Source organism: Pseudomonas sp. TMW22089 (assembly GCF_022496645.1).
Taxonomy (GTDB): Bacteria; Pseudomonadota; Gammaproteobacteria; order Pseudomonadales; family Pseudomonadaceae; genus Aquipseudomonas; species Aquipseudomonas paraversuta.
The window spans coordinates 36,991-55,875 of sequence record NZ_SCFG01000016.1 but is presented as its reverse complement, the minus strand read 5'-3'; the positions used below and the strand labels follow the sequence as shown (position 1 = coordinate 55,875).

16 protein-coding genes are annotated in these 18,885 nt (G+C 61.0%); 4 read left to right on the top strand and 12 right to left on the bottom strand.

The genetic code is table 11. The annotated features are described in order from the left end of the window. Positions 1-41: 41 nt before the first annotated feature. The 8 genes from EQV90_RS15325 to EQV90_RS15290 all read right to left on the bottom strand — a co-directional run bounded on the left by EQV90_RS15325 (position 42) and on the right by EQV90_RS15290 (position 7,660). Entirely contained in the window at positions 42-1,250 is a 1,209-nt protein-coding gene (locus tag EQV90_RS15325) for an acetyl-CoA C-acyltransferase (protein WP_003446462.1), read from the bottom strand. Positions 1,251-1,259: 9 nt separating this feature from the next. Then, positions 1,260-1,730 carry a MaoC family dehydratase gene (locus tag EQV90_RS15320; protein ID WP_003446460.1) on the bottom strand — a complete coding sequence of 157 codons (471 nt, stop codon included), beginning with the start codon at positions 1,728-1,730 and terminating at the stop codon, positions 1,260-1,262. A 9-nt stretch (positions 1,731-1,739) separates the two neighbouring features. Next, positions 1,740-2,525 (bottom strand): SDR family oxidoreductase, encoded by a 786-nt coding sequence (locus tag EQV90_RS15315; protein WP_003446457.1) that lies wholly within the window; start codon positions 2,523-2,525, stop codon positions 1,740-1,742. 82 nt (positions 2,526-2,607) lie between these two features. Beyond that, entirely contained in the window at positions 2,608-3,486 is an 879-nt protein-coding gene (locus tag EQV90_RS15310) for an SDR family oxidoreductase (protein WP_003446455.1), read from the bottom strand. A gap of 10 nt (positions 3,487-3,496) precedes the next feature. Then, positions 3,497-4,648: an acetyl-CoA C-acetyltransferase gene (locus tag EQV90_RS15305; RefSeq protein WP_003446453.1), complete on the bottom strand. Its 1,152-nt coding sequence runs from the start codon at positions 4,646-4,648 to the stop codon at positions 3,497-3,499. Between the two features lie 3 nt (positions 4,649-4,651). Further along, entirely contained in the window at positions 4,652-5,710 is a 1,059-nt protein-coding gene (locus EQV90_RS15300) for an acyl-CoA dehydrogenase family protein (protein ID WP_003446451.1), read from the bottom strand. An 8-nt stretch (positions 5,711-5,718) separates the two neighbouring features. Then, the gene (locus EQV90_RS15295) at positions 5,719-6,873 is read right to left on the bottom strand and encodes an acyl-CoA dehydrogenase family protein (RefSeq protein ID WP_010657371.1); all 1,155 of its coding nucleotides are present in this window, start codon (positions 6,871-6,873) and stop codon (positions 5,719-5,721) included. Positions 6,874-6,883: 10 nt separating this feature from the next. Beyond that, entirely contained in the window at positions 6,884-7,660 is a 777-nt protein-coding gene (locus EQV90_RS15290; protein WP_003446447.1) for an enoyl-CoA hydratase family protein, read from the bottom strand. Between the two features lie 198 nt (positions 7,661-7,858). Here EQV90_RS15290 and EQV90_RS15285 point away from each other — a divergent pair, with 198 nt between their 5' ends. The 3 genes from EQV90_RS15285 to EQV90_RS15275 all read left to right on the top strand — a co-directional run bounded on the left by EQV90_RS15285 (position 7,859) and on the right by EQV90_RS15275 (position 11,072). Next, positions 7,859-9,031 carry an acyl-CoA dehydrogenase family protein gene (locus EQV90_RS15285; protein ID WP_003446445.1) on the top strand — a complete coding sequence of 391 codons (1,173 nt, stop codon included), beginning with the start codon at positions 7,859-7,861 and terminating at the stop codon, positions 9,029-9,031. Further along, on the top strand, positions 9,028-10,212 hold the full coding sequence (locus tag EQV90_RS15280) for an acyl-CoA dehydrogenase family protein (protein WP_010657372.1): 1,185 nt from the start codon (positions 9,028-9,030) through the stop codon (positions 10,210-10,212). The genes EQV90_RS15285 and EQV90_RS15280 overlap by 4 nt, the downstream gene beginning before the upstream one ends. A gap of 401 nt (positions 10,213-10,613) precedes the next feature. Next, positions 10,614-11,072, top strand: a complete 459-nt coding sequence (locus tag EQV90_RS15275) for a transposase (RefSeq protein WP_003446441.1) — start codon at positions 10,614-10,616, stop codon at positions 11,070-11,072. Positions 11,073-11,704: 632 nt separating this feature from the next. Here the strand turns inward: EQV90_RS15275 and EQV90_RS15270 are convergent. From EQV90_RS15270 to EQV90_RS15255, 4 genes are all read right to left on the bottom strand, one after another. Further along, positions 11,705-13,318 carry a DUF1302 family protein gene (locus tag EQV90_RS15270; RefSeq protein ID WP_240878357.1) on the bottom strand — a complete coding sequence of 538 codons (1,614 nt, stop codon included), beginning with the start codon at positions 13,316-13,318 and terminating at the stop codon, positions 11,705-11,707. 93 nt (positions 13,319-13,411) lie between these two features. Continuing rightward, positions 13,412-14,794: a DUF1329 domain-containing protein gene (locus tag EQV90_RS15265; protein WP_240878356.1), complete on the bottom strand. Its 1,383-nt coding sequence runs from the start codon at positions 14,792-14,794 to the stop codon at positions 13,412-13,414. Positions 14,795-14,913: 119 nt separating this feature from the next. Next, positions 14,914-17,292 carry an MMPL family transporter gene (locus tag EQV90_RS15260; protein WP_240878355.1) on the bottom strand — a complete coding sequence of 793 codons (2,379 nt, stop codon included), beginning with the start codon at positions 17,290-17,292 and terminating at the stop codon, positions 14,914-14,916. Between the two features lie 421 nt (positions 17,293-17,713). Further along, on the bottom strand, positions 17,714-18,184 hold the full coding sequence (locus tag EQV90_RS15255; protein WP_029612994.1) for a hypothetical protein: 471 nt from the start codon (positions 18,182-18,184) through the stop codon (positions 17,714-17,716). Between the two features lie 453 nt (positions 18,185-18,637). On the opposite strand from EQV90_RS15255, the gene EQV90_RS15250 reads away from it, so the two are divergent. Further along, a complete protein-coding gene (locus tag EQV90_RS15250) occupies positions 18,638-18,868 on the top strand; it encodes a hypothetical protein (RefSeq protein ID WP_003446415.1) in 231 nt (76 codons plus the stop codon). Positions 18,869-18,885: the final 17 nt, after the last annotated feature.

The following is an 18,885-nucleotide window of genomic DNA, read 5'->3' as shown; positions in this document are numbered from 1 at the left end:
GCTCCTACAGGTCCAGGTCCAGGTCCAGGTCTAGTTCCAGATCAGTTCAATTCAAACAGCCCCGCCGCGCCCATGCCGCCGCCGATACACATGGCGACCACCACAAACCTGGCGCCACGGCGACGGCCTTCCAGCAGGCTGTGGCCCACCATCCGCGCACCCGACATGCCAAACGGATGACCAATGGAAATCGCCCCGCCATTCACATTCAGGCGGTCATTGGGGATCTCCAGAAAATCACGGCAGTACACCACCTGGCAGGCGAACGCTTCGTTGATCTCCCACAGGTCGATGTCGGACACGGTCAGGCCAAAGCGCTTGAGCAATTTGGGAATCGCAAACACCGGACCAATGCCCATTTCTTCCGGCGCACAACCACTCACCGCAATCCCGCGGTAGGTGCCCAGCGCTTCGATCCCGCGCTGTTTCGCCTCGGCACGGCTCATCAGCAGCACCGCCGCGGCACCATCAGAAAATTGCGAGGCGTTGCCCGCAGTGATGAACTCGCCCTGTTGCACCCACTTGCCGTCTTTCCAGACCGGTTTCAGGGCGGCCAGGTCTTGCAGTGTGGTGGAGGGGCGATTGCACTCGTCGCGGTCGGCAATCACGTCCTGATAACCGCTGGGCTTGCCTTCCTTGTCGAACAGCAGCTTGCGCGCAGCCAAAGGCACGATTTCATCGGCGAACAGCCCGGCGGCCTGTGCGGCTGCGGTGCGCTGCTGGCTTTGCAGGGAGTACTGGTCCTGCACTTCGCGGCTGATGCTGTAGCGTCGGGCCACGATTTCGGCCGTTTCAAGCATCGGAATGTAGGCCGTCGGCATGCACTCCAGCACGGCTTCGGACTGGGCCCGGTAGGTGTTCTTGTACTTGTTCTGGGTCAGGGACAGCGACTCGACCCCCCCGGCAACGGCAATCGACATTTCGCCGGTCATGATCCCTTTGGCGGCCACGCCGATGCTCATCAGGCCCGAGGCGCACATGCGATCAATAGCCATGCCCGGCACGGTGTCGGGCAAGCCCCCGGTATTGGCGCACAGGCGGCCGATGTTGTAGCCCTGGGTGCCCTGTTGTGCGGCGGCGCCCATGATCACGTCTTCGACCGAGCCCGGCTCGATACCGGCACGCTCTACCACCGCCCGTACCACATGGCCACCGAGCACCGGTGCTTCAGTGTCGTTGAACGAACCGCGGAAGGATTTGCTCAGCGCGGTGCGGGCCGTGGATACGATCACAACGTCATTTAAATTCATGTTCAAGGCTCACTGTTCAATAGGGTTGAAGGTGTAGCGGCTGATGGTGTCCACCACGCAGCCGGGGCGCTCGCTGCCCTCGATTTCGACGCTGATGCGCACCACCGCCTGCAACGCATCGCCCAAGGCCTCGACCCCCAGGATCTGGCCATGCCCGCGTACCCGGGAACCAACCTTGACCGCTGCCGGAAAACGCAGCCGGTCGCTGCCGTAATTGACGCCCATGGCCAGATTGGCGAACTGCATCAACTGCGGCATAAACAGATTGGCCAGCGCCAGGGTCAGATAACCGTGGGCAATGCAGGCACCAAACGGGCCGCTGGCAGCGCGCACCGGGTCAACATGAATCCACTGGTGATCCCCCGTCGCCTCGGCAAACAGGTCGATCCGCTCCTGGGTCAGCAGCAGCCAGTCGGTGCGCCCCAGATCCAGCCCCTGTGCGGCGAGTAACTGCCCGGCGCTGCTAAAAAGCGTACTCATTGCCTCACCTCAAGCCTGTTGTGAACTGACGGGAAGCACTTCGCCGACCATGTACGAGGCGTAGTCGCTGGCCAAAAACACCATGACGTTGGCCACTTCCCAGACTTCGGCGGCGCGGCCAAAGGCTTCACGGCTGGTGAGCTGCTCCAGCAATTCGCTGCTGGAGGCTTTTTTCAGGAAGTCGTGCAAAGCGATCGACGGCGCCACGGCGTTGATCCGCACCCCGCTCTCCGCGGCTTCCAGGGCGCTGCAACGGGTCAGGGCCATGACCCCGGCCTTGGCCGCGGCGTAGTGGGCCTGTTCCTTTTGCGCACGCCAGCCCAGCACCGAGGCGTTGTTGACGATGGCACCGGCGCCACGGCGTTCCATATGCGGCAGCATGGCGCGGGTCATGCGCATGGTGCCGGTCAGGGTGATATCGAGTACCGACGACCATTGTTGATCGGTCATTTCCGTGAGGCGTACCTGACCGCCAAGGCCGGCGTTATTGATCAGTACGTCGACCCCGCCCAGCGCCTCTTCGGCAGCGGCCACCAGCGCCTGAACATCGGCTTCGACAGTGACGTTGCACAGTTGCCCGTACACCGCCTGCAACCCGGTTTCGGCCTTGAGGCGCTCAACCGCTTCTTCGAGGCGGCGCGGGTGGATATCAGAAATCATCAAGGCACGGCAGCCTTCTTCGGCGCAGCGCTTGGCAGCGGCATAACCGATACCGGCACCGGCGGCAGCGGTAATCAAAATCGACTTGCCGGCCAGCAACTGGTGACCAGGCACATAGGGAGGAGCTTGTCTCATGGCAGAAATTCTCTTGTTCTAACGAAACAACGTGCGCAACCTTGTGGGAGCTGGCTTGCCAGCTCCCACAGGGGCATTCGTGTCAGCTGCCCCAGACCCGCTGCGGGGCGGGGGCTTCAGCGAGGATCTGGGCCATGGCCACGCCCACTTCTTCGGGCTGCCATTGCGCGCCCTTGTCCCGGGTTACACCGGTGCGCCAGCCATCCCCCAGGGACAGTCTGCCGCCCTGGCTTTCGATGATTTGCCCGGTCACATGGCCCGACAGGCTGCTGCCCAGCCACACCACCAGCGGCGCAACGTTTTCCGGGGCCCAGGCATCAAAGCCGCCGTCGTCAGGCTTCTTCACCACGTCCGGCATCGCGCTTTCGGTCATAGAGGTACGGGCCGCCGGGGCCAGGGCATTGGCGGTCACTCCGTAGCGCGCCAGTTCCGCGGCCTGTACCAGGGTCAAGGCGGCAATCCCGCCTTTGGCGGCGCTGTAGTTGGACTGTCCCACCGAGCCCTGCAAGCCGGCCCCCGAGCTGGTATTGATGATGCGTGCGGCCACCGGTTGACCGGCCTTGGCCAGGTCACGCCAGCGCTTGCCGAGGATGTTGGCGAGGCAGAAGTGGCCTTTGAGATGGACCCGCATCACCGCGTCCCAGTCGTCTTCACCCAGGCTGATAAACATCCGGTCGCGCAAAATCCCCGCGTTATTGACCAGCACATGCACTTCGCCAAACGCCGCCAGTGCGGCATCGACGATGTTTTGCGCGGTGGCGGTGGTGGTGATGTCATCGGCGTTGGCGATGGCCTGGCCGCCTGCCTGGCGAATTTCGGCGACCACTTCTTCAGCGGCTTCGCGACGAATGTCGTTGACCACCACATTGGCCCCCTCCCCGGCGAAAGCCAGAGCATAGGCGCGGCCCAGGCCGCCGCCAGCGCCGGTGATGATCACGGTACGGTTTGCACAAATTGCCATGTCAATGCTCCTAGAGACGCTCAATAATGGTCACGTTGGCTTGCCCGCCGCCTTCGCACATGGTCTGCAGGCCATAGCGCCCGCCACTGCGCTCAAGCTGGTTGAGCAGGCTGGTCATCAACCGCGCGCCGCTGGCCCCCAGCGGATGGCCAAGGGCAATCGCGCCGCCGTTGGCGTTGGTTTTGGCCGGGTCGAAATCCAGTTCCTTGGCCCAGGCCATGACCACCGAGGCAAAGGCTTCGTTGATTTCCACCAGGTCGATGTCGTTGATGTTCATGCCGGCTTTTTTCAGCGCGGCACGGGTCGCGGCAATCGGTGCCGTGAGGTGCCAGATCGGGTCGTCGCCCAGCACCGAGAGGTGATGAATCCGCGCCCGGGGTGTCAGGTTGTAGCGCTTGAGCGCAGCTTCCGAGACCACCAGCAAGGCTGCCGAGGCATCGCAGGTCTGGCTGGAAACTGCTGCAGTAATCGAAGGGAACTCGGCAGATACCGGCTCCAGCTCGGCCATTTTGGCGAGGCTGGTGTGGCGCGGCGTTTCGTCGTCCCACACCCCTTCGCAGGGCACGATTTCATTGACAAAACGGCGCCCGGCGATGGCATCCAGTGCCCGACGGTGGCTTTCCAGGGCGTAGGCTTCCATCTGCTGGCGGCTGATATCCCAGTGGTCGGCAATCCGCTGCGCCGCATAAAACTGGTTGACCGGCTGATTGCCAAAACGTGCCTGCCAGCCTTTGCTGCCGGAAAACGGGTCGCTGAAACCCAGGGGCTGCCCGGCCAGCATCGCCGAAGAAATCGGGATCTGGGTCATGGTTTGCACACCGCCCACCGCGATCACATCCTGGGTGCCGCTCATCACTGCCTGCGCGGCGAAGTGCAGCGCCTGCTGCGACGAGCCGCACTGGCGGTCAATGGTGGTGCCGGGCACATTGAGCGGCAGGCCGGCAGCCAGCCAGCTGGTGCGGGCGATATCCCCCGCTTGCGAACCGATGGTGTCAACGCAGCCAAAAATCACGTCGTCGTATTCGTCGGCCGGAATCTGGTTGCGCTCAACCAGTGCCTTGAGTACATGGGCGCCCAGATCAATCGCGTGAACATGGGCCAGACCGCCCTTGCGCTTGCCGGTCGGGCTGCGCAAGGCGTCAACAATATAGGCTTGGGGCATCAATCAATCCTCGAAGGTATGGCCGGGGCCCAAAGGCGCCGCGCCGCTCAGTACATGCTCGGCCACCCGGGTTTTATGCAGGGCGCGATCACCCCAGGCGTTGTCCAGCGCCCAGGCCCGCTTCATGAACATTTGCAGGTCGACTTCCCAGGTGTACCCCATGGCACCGTGTACCTGAATGCCGTGACGGGCCGCCAGCCAGCTGGCTTCACAGCACGCCAGACGTGCCTGGGACACCCACACCGAGGCGTTTTTCTCGCCGTGGGCCAGGGCGTAAGCGGCGCGATACAGCACCGGCTTGGCAAATTCGAGCTGGGTGGCAACATCCGCCAGGTGATGCTTGACCGCCTGGAAACTGCCAATCGGCTTGCCGAACTGTTTGCGCTGGGCGGCGTAATCCACTGACAAGTCGAGCATGCGCTGGGCCAGGCCCACCAGTTGCCCGGCCACCAGCAAGGCGCCACGGTCGAGGGTCTGCGCCCAAAGCTGGCGGCCATGCTCGCCCTCGGCCACCAGGGTGGCTGGGCCCGGTTGCCAGCTGACCTGAGCCAGACGCCGGGATGCATCGATGCTGCTGTGGGGTTGCACGTCAACCTGGCTGCGGGGCACGGCATGCACTTCATCGCCATGGGCCAGCAGCAGCAGGTCGGCATGGGCGGCATCGGCCACCAGCGGGTTGACCGGGTGGCCGATGGCGACCCGCAGGCTGCCTTCAGCAATGCGCTCCAGCCATTCGCCACGCTGCGGGGTCTGGGCTGGCAACTGTGCAATCAGTGCGCTGGCGACATAAGCGGTGTCGCCCAGAGAGTCGGGAATGGCGTAGTAACCCAGTTCCTGGGTCATCAAGGCCCAGGCCACATCGTCCATGCCCAGGCCGCCGAAGGCTTCGGGAACCGACAGCGCGGTCAGGCCCTGCTCGGCAATTTTGTTGCGCAAATCCGGTGAGCGACCGACGTCGGTTTCCCAGATTTCGCGAAGCATTTCCGGTGCCGCTTCGGTCATCAAAAAACGACTGATGGCTTCGCGGAAGACTTGCTGGTCATCGGTAAAGGTAAAGTCCATACCCGGCCTCACTTCGGCAGGCCGAGCATGCGCTCGGCAATGATGTTGCGCTGAATCTCGTTGGTCCCGGCGTAGATCGGCCCGGCCTGGGCAAACAGGAAGCCCTCCAGCCAGTCGTGGCCGTCTGCCGATTTACCGGTCAGCTCGCCATTGGCACCCAGAATCCGCATCGCGGTTTCGTGCATGCGCAAATCCAGTTCCGACCAGATGATTTTGTTGGTGCTCGATTCGGCGCCAATCTGCGCGCCGCGGCTCAGCCGGCCTACGGTGTGATAGGCCGACAAGGCATAGGCCTGGGCGTCCGACCAGGCCTTGCAGACGGCTTCGCCAAGGCTCGGATCACGGTCGGCGCTGGCGCGATTGGCCTGGTACAGCTCCACCAGCTTGCGGGCGGTGTACTGAAAGCGGGCCGGCGAACGCAACAGCAATCCGCGTTCAAAACCGGCAGTGGCCATCGCCACATGCCAGCCCTGCCCTTCTTCACCGATGCGGTTTTCCAACGGGATGCGCACGTCATCAAAGAACACTTCGGCAAACGCGTCCTTGCCGTTCAGGGCCTTGATGGCACGGACGGTGACGCCCGGTGCATCGAGCGGCACCATCACAAATGACAAGCCGTGGTGGCGGCTGGACGCGGGGTCGCTGCGAAACAGTCCGAACAGCCAGTCGGCAAAGATGGCCCGGGTCGACCAGGTTTTCTGGCCGTTGAGCACATAGCTGTCACCGTCGCGGGTGGCCTTGCTGGTGATCGCCGCCATGTCGGAACCGGCATTGGGCTCCGACCAGCCCTGGGCCCACATGTCGGCACTGGCCGCCATGCGCGGCAGAAAGCGCTTCTTTTGCGCCTCGGTACCAAATTCCATCAGGGTCGGGCCCAGTAACAGCTGGCCATTCTGGTTGACCCGCATCGGTGCACCGGCGCCGTAATATTCTTCTTCGAAAATCAGCCATTCGATCAGGTCGCAACCGCGCCCGCCCAGGGCGGTGGGCCACATCACCATTGAAAAGCGGCTGTCGAACAACTTGGCTTCCCACTGGCGGTGCTGCTCGAACCCTTCACGGGTGTCATAACTGGCCAATGGCTCGGCCGGCAGGTTGGCCGCCAGCCAGTGGCGCACCTCCTGGCGAAAGGCCTTTTGCTTGGGGGAGTAAGTCAGGTCCATCGTCAGCTCCTCAGAACGTGGCGTCGCGTTTTTCAACAAAGGCGCGCCGGGTTTCGGCAGAGTCCGCGCTGTTGTATGCCTGGAGTGTGAAGCCCTGCTCCCAGCGGTATTTGTCTTCCAGGTTGCCGTCTTCAATACCGTTCAACGCCTCTTTGGCGATGCGGATCATGTCCGGGCTTTTGCTGGCGATCTTGCGGGCGATCTGCAAAGCGGTTTCGCGCAGTTGCTCGCGGGGTACGACACGTTCGATAAAGCCGTACTGCTGGGCCTCCACCGCACCGATCTTGTCGCCGGTGAAAAACAGATAACGGACCTTTTGCACCGGGAACAGGCGTTGTAAATGCGCGCCGCCGCCCATGGCGCCACGGTCAACTTCCGGCAGCGCAAACGTCGCGCAATCGGATGCCACCACGATATCGGCAGCCCCGGTAATGCCAATCCCGCCACCCAGTACATAGCCATGAACCGCCACGATCACCGGCACCGGGTTGCGATGCACGGCCTTGAAGGTGGCGTAGTTGCCCGCATTGACGGCCACGATGCGTTCGGGGTGGGCGTCCAGTTCCTTGATATCGACACCGGCACAAAAACCGCGGCCCTCGGCACGAATCACGATGACCCGCACTTGCGGGTCCTGCCCCAGGGCTTCGAGGGTGCGGGCCAGGTCCAGCCACTCCTGGCTATTGAGGGCATTGACCGGTGGCCGGTCGATCACCAGCTCGGCGATCCCCGCCTCAATACGGGTGTGAAAGGCGGTATGGGTTGCGGTGGGGGCTGCACTGTTCACAGGTGCTCCTCAATTGGCGAAAGGCATGCGGGCAGTATGGGAATGCGCAGGGGGTGGCTCATCGTCCGTTGAGACTAAACACCTGCGGGGCCGTGCCGGGGATCCGACCGCCAAATGGACTAGTCCGGCTCAGGGATTACGCGCCTGTGCTGCCCTTCCATGCTCAAGACTTGATCCACTTATAGAGTGAGGAGTCCTATGGAGCTTGCCCTGACCGAAGAGCAGCGAATGATTCAAGAGTCTGCCGAACGCTTTTTGGCGCAGGTGGCCAGCTCCGGAGCGGTGCGCACGGCAATGGCCGCCGAGTCCGGTCTCGACCACACGGCCTGGGCCCGCATTGCCCGCGAGCTGTATTGGCCGGCACTGGCGATTCCCGAAGAATATGGCGGGCTGGGCCTGGGCTTTGTCGAGGTGTGCCTGTTGCAGGAACAGCTGGGCCGCTGCTTGTTGCCGACGCCGTTTTTTGCCACCTGCTGCATGGGGATTCCGGCGCTGCTGCTGAGCCGCAATCAGGGGCTCAAGAACCTCTGGCTGCCCCGGCTGGCGGCCGGCGAAATCAGCGCCAGCCTGGCCTGGACCAGCGCCCCGCGCTGGGACGACAGCGGCGTGCAGGTCTATGCACAGAGCTGTGCCGGTGGTTATCGCCTCAACGGTCAGTACCTGTATGTAATCGACGGTGCCGAGTGCGATTTGCTGATCATTGCCGCCCGCACCCCGGGCAGTATCGGCGAGGCCGGGATCCGCCTGTTTGCCGTGTCTGCCCTGACACCCGGCATCAGCCGCCAGCAGCAACCGACGCTGGATCAGACCCGACGTTTTTCCACCATCACCCTTAATGACGTGGTGCTCAACGATGAGCACCTGCTCAGCGAGCCCGGCCTCGGCTGGCCGCTGTTGCGCGATGTGCTGCGCATGGCCTGTATCGGGCTCGCCGCCGAGCAGACCGGCGGCGCGCAAAAGGTACTGGATCTGACCCTGACCTATATCGGCGGCCGCGAACAGTTTGGTCGCAGCATCGCCAGTTTTCAGGCGGTCAAGCACCGCTGCGCTGACCTGATGCTGGCCGTTGAGTGCGCACGGTCCGCCAGTTACTACGGCGCCTGCATTGCCGACCAGTGCCTGAATATCGATGGCGACCCCAGTGCCCAGCTGCAACTGGCGGAAGCCGCGGCCACGGCAAAAATCCATGCCAGCGAAGGCTTTTTCAACTGCGCCGCCGAGTCGATCCAGCTGCATGGCGGGGTTGGCTTCACCTGGGAGTACGATCCGCATCTGTACTTCAAGCGGGCACGGGCCAGCGAGCAGTTATTGGGCACGCCGGCCTTTCATCGTGAGCAATTGGCCAGGCATATTTTCGGAGAGCGCCCATGAACATTGGTTTCAGCGCGGCAGATGAGCATTTTCGCCAACAGGTGGCGCAGTGGATGCAGGAGCACCTGAGCGGGCAATACAACGAACTGCGCTTTCGTGGCGGGCCGGGAGACGAAGACTTCGCCCCCGGATTGCGCAAGCAGTGGGAGCGCGAACTGGCCGCGGGCCGCTGGGTGGGTGCGGGCTGGGCCATCGAGCATGGTGGTCGTGGTTTGAGCATCAACCAGCAAGTGATCTTTTATGAGGAATACGCCCGCGCGGGTGGCCCGGGGCGCATGGGGCACATCGGCGAAGGACTGGTCGGTCCGACGTTGGCGGCCTTTGGTACACCCGGGCAACAACAGCGGTTTCTGCCGGCCATTCTGAGCGGGCAGCACTTTTGGTGCCAGGGCTACTCCGAACCTGGTGCCGGCTCCGATCTGGCCAATATCAAGACCCGCGCCAGCCTCGACAGTGAGAGTGGCCAGTGGCTGATCAGCGGGCAGAAAATCTGGACGTCCCTGGCCCATGAATCGGACTGGTGTTTTGTCCTGGCGCGTACCGAGCCGGGCAGTGTCGGGCATCGCGGCTTGTCATTCCTGCTGGTGCCGATGGCTCAGGCGCAGATTCGCGTGCAGCCGATCCGGCAACTGACCGGCACCAGCGAATTCAATGAAGTATTTTTCGACCAGGCGCGCACTGCGGCCGACAACCTGATTGGCCAGCCCGGTGACGGCTGGAAAATCGCCATGGCCCTGCTGGGTTTCGAGCGCGGGGTATCAACCCTTGGCCAGCAGATGCAATTTCAGAACGAACTGGACGAAGTGGTGCGCATCGCCAAGGCCAATGGTGCGGCGCAAGACCCGATCATGCGGCAACGCATCGCCCAGGCCTGGAGCGGCTTGCGGGTACTGCGCTACAACTCGTTGCGCATGCTCTCGGGGGTACAGGATGGCAGCCTGCGACCTGAGGCGACCATTTATAAACTGGCGTGGTCGACCTGGCACCTGGAGCTGGGGAAACTGGCGATGGATGTACTGGGGCCGGAGGCAGAGTTGCTGGCGGCAGCGCCTTATGAACTGACGCGGTTACAGGCATTGTTCCTGTTCACCCGGGCGGACACCATCTACGGCGGCAGCAACGAAATACAGCGCAACATCATCGCCGAACGGGCCCTGGGAATGCCCCGCGAGGCCAGATAGATCGTGGCGCACCTGTCGCCGGCAAGCCGGCTCCCACAAGGTCAGACGCGACCCTACCATTGCGGGAGCCGGCTTGCCGGCCATAGGCTCTCAAAGCCAGACAGCATCCCACAATGACTGTGTTGCCTCTGACCCTGTGGGAGCCGGTTTGCCGGCGATAGACTCTCAAAGCCAGACAGCACCCCACAATGACTGTGTTGCTTCTGCCCCTGTGGGAGCCGGCTTGCCGGCCATAGGCTTTCAAAGCCAGACAGCACCCCACAATGACTGTGTTACCTCTGACCCTGTGGGAGCCGGCTTGCCGGCGATGCATCAGGCCATGAAATATTTGGTCCAGAGACTCTCGGAAGTCGCTTGCCTCAGAAACTAGTCTTTGCAGCTCTGACTTATGAGTAGAGCTCATGACCCAACGACCTGCTTCCAGCCGTTTAAGGTATGGCCGATTTTCCCAGGCCAATGGCATCTACCTGTTGACCGCCAATACGCTGGACCGGGAACCTCTGTTCTCTGACTGGCGCGTTGGCAGGTTAGTGGTTGCTCAATTTCGTCATGAACACACACAAGGTTCGGTCAATTCACTCGCATGGGTTGTAATGCCCGATCATTTTCATTGGCTGGTAGAGCTACAAAGCGCTTCACTTGACAAGCTCATGGGGCGTACCAAGTCATTGAGTGCTCGCGCCATCAATCGCATGACAGACAGAACCGGCAGGCGCTGGCAAAAAGGGTTTCACGATCATGCATTGCGTCGCGAAGAAGATCTGAAAAATCTGGCGCGCTATGTGGTTGCCAATCCTTTACGGGCAGGTCTGGTGAAGCGGGTTGGGGATTACCCTTTGTGGGATGCTGTCTGGCTTTGAAACCTTATCGCCGGCAAGCCGGCTCCCACAATGACAGTGCTGTATCTGACCTTGTGGCAGCTGGCTGTCTGACTTTGAAACCTAATCGCCGGCAAGCAAGCTCCCACAATGACTGTGCTGCTTCTGACCTTGTGGCAGCCAGCTGTCTGGCTTTGAAACCCCATCGCCGGCAAGCCGGCTCCCACAATGACTGTGCTGCATCTGACCTTGTGGCAGCCGGCTGTCTGACTTTGAAGCCCCATCGCCGGCAAGCCGGCTCCCACAATGACAGTGCTGCTTCTGACCTTGTGGCAGCCAGCTGTCTGGCTTTGAAACCCCATCGCCGGCAAGCCAGTTCCCACAATGACTGTGCTGCATCTGACCTTGTGGCAGCCAGCTGTCTGGCTTTGAAGCCCCATCGCCGGCAAGCCGGCTCCCACAATGACAGTGCTGTATCTGACCTTGTGGCAGCCAGCTGTCTGGCTTTGAAACCCCATCGCCGGCAAGCCGGCTCCCACAATGACTGTGCTGCTTCTGACCTTGTGGCAGCCGGCTGTCTGGCTTTGAAACCCCATCGCCGGCAAGCCGGCTCCCACAATGACTGTGCTGTATCTGACCTTGTGGCAGCTGGCTTGCCGGCGATGGGGGCAGGACTAGAAGGTGTACTTGCCGTTGAACGACAGGTAGTCCCTGTCGGCCATGGTCCGGCCCTGGGCCAGGTCTGCCGAGCTCAGGTAGGCCACGTAGGTCAGCCCCAGCTGGAAGTTGCCCAGGTATTTGAAATCCCCGCCCAGGGTCAGGCGCTTTTCCGCACGGCCCAAACCGGAGTAGGCGCTGCCATCAATGTTCTGGGTCCAGGTGGCCTTGGTGGTCAGGTCCCAGCCATTGAATATGTTCGGATGATCGAAGTACGTGCCAATCCCCAGCAGGCTGGAACCCCGGGTCTGGCCGTCGTACACGTATTTGTTGAACGTGCCGTCGGTACCCGCCCCGCCGCCGGTAACGGTCAGGTCATCAACCCCCTGAATCCGCTGGTGCACCACTTCGGCCATGAGGGTGGTTTGCTGCGCCATGAACGTCGGCCCGATCATGTACACCGCGTTGAGGTTGCCTTGCCACAGCTGGCCCCGGGCCGGTGCACCATTGCTCAGGTAGACAGCCGCACCGTCGCGGTAGCTCAGGTCGCCGGCAAACTGTACCGAGTCCCCCGCTTTGGTGGTGAAGCTGATGCCTGTCAGCTTGATGTTGTCGAAGTAACCCAACTGATAACTCGGACCGTAGCCACTGCCCCCGACCTTGTTCAGTGAGGAGTAATGGGTCTGCCCGGTAAAGTCGAAAAACAGCGCCGGTACGCGATCGTGGTAGCGATAGTGGAACAGGCCGATTTCGGTGTTTTGGGTGATCCGGTAGCGGGTACCTATACCCCACTCGCCGCTGTTACCCGGCTTGACCGAGCCGCCATAACCCACCGCAGCTGAATCGGGCAGGCTGCTGACAATGCCGGGGGCCAGACGATAAAACTCGGCCCCCGGACCAAAGGTGTCGCTGCCGAAGTAATCACCCACCGGGTTGAGCTGGGTTTCTTCCCATTTGTATTGGTAAAAACCGAGCAAGGCCAAATCTTCATTGATCGACCACGAGCCCGACACCTGCCCCACAGGCAGGTAGGCGTCCTTGGCCTCGGTTCCCGGCACGTTGAATTTGGTCGCATCCACGGGCGCCTGGCCCTGGCTGATATTGGGCCAGAACAGGCTCTCGCCCCAGGCCACCAGGTGCCGGCCGGCCTTGAGTGACACGTACTGATCGTCGTTGACGGTAAAGTCGCCATACACATAGGCGTCCAGCAGTCGGGCCTTGCTGCCGCTGAGTTTGCGCGTGTCCCGGCTGAAGTCGTTGTAGCGCCCGGTTTTGTTGACCGTGTCCGGCGAGTCGTTGTCGTTGCGCTGGTAGTACACCTCGTCATAGAAGTGGCTGCCTCGCATCACGGCACCGAGGTTGTCGTGCTTGAGCATCAACTCGCCAAATACGCTGACCCGGTTGTTGATCAAGGAACCCCGCTTGAAGTTGCGGGTGGTATCGTCGTTGTTGATGCTGTTGAGGTATTCGTGATCAGGCTTTTCTGTACGCATGGAGGCGGTGTAGTTGACCGTAAGCGACGAGTCGAGGGTGGTGTTTTCTCCCAGCTCGATGGTCGGCGCCGCCAGTACCAGGGTGCTCAAACCCGACAGTAAACCGGTCCCCACAAAACGTGTGCAGTGCTTAAGCATGCCGTGCTCCTTGTTTCTTATTGTTGTGCATCACCCGCCCGCCCGCGCACAGGCAACCTGTGGCAGACGGGTAAAGTCAGGGGGGTTGACCGTTTATTTGCCAGCCCGGCGAGCGGCTTCCGGGCCAAAGTCTCCGGGGGCCAGACCGCCCTTGTTCAGGACATAGCCGTTGCGCTGTTCATTGATCAGGTTGAAGGCCAGGTAACTGCCGGCGTTCAAGTCGTGGTACAGGCCGACACCTGCCTGCCAGGTCTGGGTTTCCGGGGCGTAGAAGTAGTTGACCATCGAGGTACGCCACAGCTCGCCACGGTTGTCGTAGTTGTCGCCCATGACCGGAAACCAGCTGTCCTCGTCGATGTACATCGTGCGCTTGCCATACAAATGACGGTTGCCGGGTTTGAGCACACCTTCGAGGACCCAGACGCGGTGCAGTTCATAACGCATGTCGTCGGGGTTGATGTGGCCCGGGGTCAGCATCCCGGCGTATTTGAGATCGCTGGCGTGCAGACGCGCGGTGTTGTAAGGGATATACAGCTCTTTTTTGCCAACGATATTCCAGTTATAGCGCTGGGCCGAACCGTTGAAGATCCGTACTTCGTCGACCGTGATCGAACCGCCGGAGCCCGGGAAGGCCATGTCAAAACCGTAGCCCGGCGACTGCCGCACGCGCCGGGTGCCCGGGTCGTAGCGCCAGCTCTGGCGCGGCTCGGTCTTGTCGTTCCAGTACTCGGTACCGGTGTTGATTTCGCCCTTGTCGCGCTGTGGCAGCAGGGTTTCGTTGAGGTAGAACGAGGAGTTGCCGGTGGTATCACCGATCTTGCCCGGCTCCAGCCCCGGCGCCATGTTGCGCGAGTGCACGCGGCCCCAGTTGATATTGCCGTCCTTGAGCACATAGGCGTTGTCCGAGGTGTATTCCTCAGTCCAGGCCCTGACCGTGAACAGCGAGGCATTTTTCAGCAATTCAATGCCGTTCTGCGGGATCGGAAACGCGACCCCGCCGGTACGGGCCACCACGCCTTCGCCATCATCCACCAGCTTGGCGACCGAGGCGTTTTCCAGAGTGGCCTTGCACACCGTGTCGGAAAAACGGAAATCGCGGTGGGACGGGTACACCGGCATGCGGAAGGTTTGCGGGTAGAGCTTGAACAGGGCTTTCTGGCCCTCGGACAGGTGCGCACCGTACTGACTCAGGTTTTGCGCGGTAATCACGAACAACGGCTTCTCGTTGGGGTAAGGGTCGATCGGATGTTTACCTGTGCCTTCGAACTTCATGCCGGGAGCCGCCCCCAGCCATTGGCCGCCGAACGGCGGGATAGTGCCCTCGGCGTTGCCCGCCTGCTGGGCGCCGACACAGGTCAGATCCTTGCCCAGCCGGGCAATCTGGTCGGCTGGGGCCTGGGCCTGGAGCGGCCCGCTGTAACTGTGCAAAACCAGAGCGACTGACAGCCAGCCGCCCACCTGAGAAAGACGTCGCATGGGGGTGTTCTCCTTGTTATTAGACGTACATGCCGATCTGCAGGAGCGCCCTTGCTCGCGATGCAGACACTGCAATTCTTCAATGGGTAGCGGCGATGCCATCGCGAGCAAGCTCGCTCCTACAGATTGACAAGCGGTTGATCGCAGGAAGCGCGTACGCTGGAAGGTCTTTTGTTCACCAGCGGCTTGCCCAGGTTGAACCACGCAGCCAGCGCCGGGAGCAGAAAGATCGCGCCCAGTACGTTGACCAGAAACATGAAGGCCAGGAGCACGCCCATATCGGCCTGGAACTTGAGGGGTGCAAACACCCAGGTACAGACCCCAAGGGACATGGTGACGGCGGTAAATACGGCTGCCGTGCCGCGCTGGCACATGGCCCGGTAGAACGCTTCGCGCAGGTCTTGCCCGGCCGCCATCTCGTGCTCGATGCGCTCGTAGAGGTAGATCCCGTAATCCACCCCCACCCCGACCCCCAGCGCCATGACCGGCAAGGTCGCGACCTTGAGGCCGATGCCCAGCAGAGCCATCAGGGCATTGCACAGCACTGCCACAATCGCCAGCGGCACCAGAATGCACAGCACCGCGCGCAATGAACGGAAGGTCAGCAGGCAAAACAGCGCCACAGAGAAGAACAACGCCGCCAGCATCACCACCTCGGCCTGCTTGACCGCTTCATTGGAAGCGGCCATGACCCCGATGTTGCCGCCCGCCAGATGGAAGGTCACACCCGGCACCTGGATGGCGCCAATGATGCGCTTGGCCTCCTCCAGTACATGGGCCACGCTGGCCCCTTCGTGATCGGTCAGAAACACCAGAATCTGCATTTTCTGACAGCTGTCGGTGACCAGCCCCGAGTCCGGCGAATAGGCATAGGCGCCCTGCTGCAAGCCCTGGGCGGAACCCGGAATCGCGGCCCAGCGCGGGTTGCCTTCGTTGTTGCCGGCAATCACTTGCTTGCCCATGCCGGCCACGCTTTGCACCGATTGCACACCTGGCACTTCGCGCATCTTGAAATCGAAGGTTTCGACCGCGCGCATGACTGCCGGGTCGAGGCAGGCTTCACTGCGTCCGCCAATGGTCAGAAACACCGAGAGCACATCCAGGCCGATGGAGTAGTTGCTGATGATTTTCTGGTTGTCCTGGTTATAGCGCGAATCGGCCCGCAGCTCCGGAGCCCCGGAACCAATGTCACCAATCTGCAGTTCACGGGCCTTGTACGCCCCCGCTGCCAGCAGCACCAGGCTGATGGCGAAGACCCACAGTGCCGGGCCCGGCGTGGCCAGCGCCGACAGACGCCACCACAGCGGATGGCGCCGGGTCGAACCGGGGCTGCGGGCATTGAGCAGACGCGGCTCAAGTTGCAGATGGGCGATGATCAGCGGCAGCATGATTTTGTTGGTGATGATCATCAGCATCACGCCGATGCACGCGGTAATCCCCAGTTCGTGAACGATGGGAATATCGATCAACATGATCACCCCGAAGCCCAGGGCATTCATCAGCAAGGCCAGGGCCCCCGGGATGAATATCTTGCTGAAGGCAGCCTTGGCCGCACTGACCGAATCGCTTCCTGCCAGCACTTCCTGCTTCCAGGCATTGGTCATTTGTACCGCGTGGGACACGCCAATGGAGAAGATCAGAAACGGCACCAGAATCGACATCGGATCGATTCCCAGGCCCAGTAACGGCAATAAGCCCAGGAGCCAGATGACCGGCAACAAGGCCACCAGCAGTGCGACCATGGTCAGGCGCAACGACCGGGAATAGACCCACAGCAGCAGGCCAGTAATCAGGAATGCGATGGCGAAAAAACCCATCACCGTGTTCAGCCCCTCGACCACATCGCCCACCAGCTTGGCGAAACCGACGATGTTGATTTCGATGTCGGCATTACTGTATTTGGCGCGAATGTCTTCGAGGCTGCGGGCGATTTGCACATAGCTCACCGGCTGCCCGGTTTTCGGATCGGTGTCTTGCAGGTCGGCCCGCACCATGGCCGATTTCAGGTCGTTGGCCAGCAGCCGGCCAATCTGCCCGGAGCGTGCGGCATTGCTGCGTACTTGCTGCAGGTCTGCGGGGGTTGCCGCATATTGCGGCGGCACCACCAGATCACCGACGTAGCCTTCTTCGGTGATTTCGATATAGCGCACGTTGGGTGTGAACAGCGAGGTGACGCTGGGCCGGCTGACCCCGGAGATATAGAACACGTCGTCCGTGACCTGTTGCAGGGTCTGCAGGAACTCGGGGTTGTAGATATCGCCCTGGCCCTTCCAGTGCACGCTCACCAGCAGCCGGTTGGCCCCGGTGAAGATGCGGCTGAAATCCAGAAAGTTGAGCATGTAGGCATGGCGCACCGGGATCTGCTTGTTGAAACCCGGGTCCAGCCGTACGTGGGTGGCGCTGTAACCCAGGCCCAGGGTTATCAGCAGAAAAAAACCCAGCAGGGATTTTCGGTGCGTCATTAACCGGTCGGCGCAACGGTTCACAAAACGCTGCATGGGAGGGACTTTATGAGCGTCGGCCATTTCGACCTCGCACAGCTAATGAAAAGACGATGGCGCTCATGCTCACGATCCCTCGCACATTCTTATTATTTTTTGGGTTCCGGCCTGTTCAGCCAGTGGGATCGATAATCAAGCTGGCCCGAAACCCGGACATCGTCCATAAGGCCTAGGCTGTTTGAGGGGAAGATGGATGGCGTGCGGGCGCTGCCCGTTAACAGCCGTTGCAGAGCAGTTGGCGAAGGCTACGTCCGCTTGCGAAGCAATCGTAATCCGCAGGGCCGGGGTTATCTGAAGAACCGCGGGGCATGACTTTACGACGGTTTCGCAACCGGACTCAGCCTCGATTCTCTCGTCAGCTGCTACAGGTACAGGGCAATTGCCGAAAGGGGCTACAGGTTTGCGGAGCGCGTCAGCGTCACTCTTTGCTGGCCTTGAAGGTCAACTCGCCCTTGGGCCATTTGGCGGCTTTGGCAGTGACGGCTTTCAATGTTTTGCTCAAGCCTTCGGTAAGTTGCTCTTTGGCAGCAAAGATCAACATCACGGTCTGGCCTTCTTTGAATACCACGCCTTCACCCAGAGGTGAGGCGACATAGGCGTAATCACCGATGCCGTAAATGGTGGTCTTGATATCACGGAATTTTATTTCGAACTTGCCACCTTCACGGCTGGGCAACACTGCTGCGCGAAAATGATCGCCGACCTTGAGTTCAAGACCCGGTTTGTCATCTACCACCAAGGCTGTTTCGGTATCAATTTCAGCGATGTAAATACCTTCGGCGTTTTGTTCAGTTACGTATACAAAGCGCGAGTGGAACAGCTTGACCAAACGTGCCCGCAAGTCACCCAAAACGAACAACGCATGCATTTCCAAATTACTGACTGCCAACGCAAAACCCTCGAAAACCTGAAATGGAACTGTCCGGGCAAACCACCGACAGCAAAAATTAATTGAAAACCCGAGTACGACAAGTGCTCCTGACTGCTCGAATCAGGAGTGGCATGTAACATCTGGACTAAATAGAGCAACGCCATGATTACCCCGGCGAACAGGCACAACAGAGTGAAGCAGCGCCTGCATCAGCGAAAACTGGCTGAAAAAAATAGCCGGGGGGCACCATTCTACCGGGTCATGCCCGAAGATGGGTATATACATCCTCTTCTCTATCAAGCAATCAATCAATTTTTTTGCCGGATTGAGTCTGTGCCCGGCAGGGCTTTCGTCGCGTGAATGAGTTAACTGCGCCACTGAGAGTCAACTACTGCCATACTCGCGTAAAAATCGACCTGGCCCATGCCGCCGGGTCATGCAGGCTTCATTACCTCCAAGGGAAAGCGACACGTGACGGAATTTGATATTGGCGAATTTTTTATCCGCGGTGAGTCCAAAGACGTCGACGGCGAATTTCAGGCAGTGATCATCATGCGCGCCAAGCCACCACTAACGACTGTCACCTTCCATCAGGTCGAAAAGGATCGCTGGTTCAAGACTGCCGAACTGGCAGCAGATGCCGCCAAACAATCGGCAAAAGAATTAAAGGCTGCAGTGGACGCCGGCGCCCTCAACTCCTAGTGCCAACCTGTGTATTG

Excerpts from the sequence above, each read along its gene's own strand:
- EQV90_RS15285 (WP_003446445.1), top strand. The coding sequence starts at position 7,859 with ATGGAGCTTGCCCTGACCGAAGAGCAGCGAATGATTCAAGAGTCTGCC.
- EQV90_RS15275 (WP_003446441.1), top strand. The coding sequence starts at position 10,614 with ATGACCCAACGACCTGCTTCCAGCCGTTTAAGGTATGGCCGATTTTCC.
- EQV90_RS15320 (WP_003446460.1), bottom strand. The coding sequence starts at position 1,730 with ATGAGTACGCTTTTTAGCAGCGCCGGGCAGTTACTCGCCGCACAGGGG.
- EQV90_RS15280 (WP_010657372.1), top strand. The coding sequence starts at position 9,028 with ATGAACATTGGTTTCAGCGCGGCAGATGAGCATTTTCGCCAACAGGTG.
- EQV90_RS15295 (WP_010657371.1), bottom strand. The coding sequence starts at position 6,873 with ATGGACCTGACTTACTCCCCCAAGCAAAAGGCCTTTCGCCAGGAGGTG.
- EQV90_RS15265 (WP_240878356.1), bottom strand. The coding sequence starts at position 14,794 with ATGCGACGTCTTTCTCAGGTGGGCGGCTGGCTGTCAGTCGCTCTGGTT.
- EQV90_RS15315 (WP_003446457.1), bottom strand. The coding sequence starts at position 2,525 with ATGAGACAAGCTCCTCCCTATGTGCCTGGTCACCAGTTGCTGGCCGGC.
- EQV90_RS15260 (WP_240878355.1), bottom strand. The coding sequence starts at position 17,292 with ATGCAGCGTTTTGTGAACCGTTGCGCCGACCGGTTAATGACGCACCGA.
- EQV90_RS15325 (WP_003446462.1), bottom strand. The coding sequence starts at position 1,250 with ATGAATTTAAATGACGTTGTGATCGTATCCACGGCCCGCACCGCGCTG.
- EQV90_RS15270 (WP_240878357.1), bottom strand. The coding sequence starts at position 13,318 with ATGCTTAAGCACTGCACACGTTTTGTGGGGACCGGTTTACTGTCGGGT.
- EQV90_RS15310 (WP_003446455.1), bottom strand. The coding sequence starts at position 3,486 with ATGGCAATTTGTGCAAACCGTACCGTGATCATCACCGGCGCTGGCGGC.
- EQV90_RS15300 (WP_003446451.1), bottom strand. The coding sequence starts at position 5,710 with ATGGACTTTACCTTTACCGATGACCAGCAAGTCTTCCGCGAAGCCATC.
- EQV90_RS15305 (WP_003446453.1), bottom strand. The coding sequence starts at position 4,648 with ATGCCCCAAGCCTATATTGTTGACGCCTTGCGCAGCCCGACCGGCAAG.